The sequence below is a fragment of the Xenorhabdus mauleonii genome (genome assembly GCF_900113945.1).
Lineage (GTDB): Bacteria > Pseudomonadota > Gammaproteobacteria > Enterobacterales > Enterobacteriaceae > Xenorhabdus > Xenorhabdus mauleonii.
Window position 1 is genome coordinate 2,840 of record NZ_FORG01000055.1, and the last position, 1,171, is coordinate 4,010.

At 53.6% G+C, this 1,171-nt stretch carries 1 rRNA gene (only partly in view); it reads left to right on the plus strand.

Annotated elements, in window-relative coordinates:
- Positions 1-1,171, plus strand: a 23S ribosomal RNA gene (locus BM100_RS21725) (it continues 1,286 nt past the right edge of the window).

The following is a 1,171-nucleotide window of genomic DNA, read 5'->3' on the forward strand; positions in this document are numbered from 1 at the left end:
TGGGTGTGACTGCGTACCTTTTGTATAATGGGTCAGCGACTTATATTCTGTAGCAAGGTTAACCGTATAGGGGAGCCGCAGGGAAACCGAGTCTTAACTGGGCGTTAAGTTGCAGGGTATAGACCCGAAACCCGGTGATCTAGCCATGGGCAGGTTGAAGGTTGGGTAACACTAACTGGAGGACCGAACCGACTAATGTTGAAAAATTAGCGGATGACTTGTGGCTGGGGGTGAAAGGCCAATCAAACCGGGAGATAGCTGGTTCTCCCCGAAAGCTATTTAGGTAGCGCCTCGTGAATTCATCTTCGGGGGTAGAGCACTGTTTCGGCTAGGGGGTCATCCCGACTTACCAACCCGATGCAAACTGCGAATACCGAAGAATGTTATCACGGGAGACACACGGCGGGTGCTAACGTCCGTCGTGAAGAGGGAAACAACCCAGACCGCCAGCTAAGGTCCCCAAGTCATGGTTAAGTGGGAAACGAAGTGGGAAGGCTCAGACAGCCAGGATGTTGGCTTAGAAGCAGCCATCATTTAAAGAAAGCGTAATAGCTCACTGGTCGAGTCGGCCTGCGCGGAAGATGTAACGGGGCTAAACCATGCACCGAAGCTGCGGCAGCGACACTCAGGTGTTGTTGGGTAGGGGAGCGTTCTGTAAGCCGTTGAAGGTGGCCTGTGAGGGCTGCTGGAGGTATCAGAAGTGCGAATGCTGACATAAGTAACGATAAAGCGGGTGAAAAACCCGCTCGCCGGAAGACCAAGGGTTCCTGTCCAACGTTAATCGGGGCAGGGTGAGTCGACCCCTAAGGCGAGGCCGAAAGGCGTAGTCGATGGGAAACAGGTTAATATTCCTGTACTCGGTGTTACTGCGAAGGGGGGACGGAGAAGGCTAAACCAGCCGGGCGACGGTTTGTCCCGGTTTAAGCGTGTAGGTGGGCAGTTTTGGTAAATCCGGACTGCTGGTAACACTGAGGCGTGATGACGAGGCACTACGGTGCTGAAGTGGTTGATGCCCTGCTTCCAGGAAAAGCCTCTAAGCCTCAGGTAACATTGAATCGTACCCCAAACCGACACAGGTGGTCAGGTAGAGAATACTCAGGCGCTTGAGAGAACTCGGGTGAAGGAACTAGGCAAAATGGTGCCGTAACTTCGGGAGAAGGCACGCTGGCGT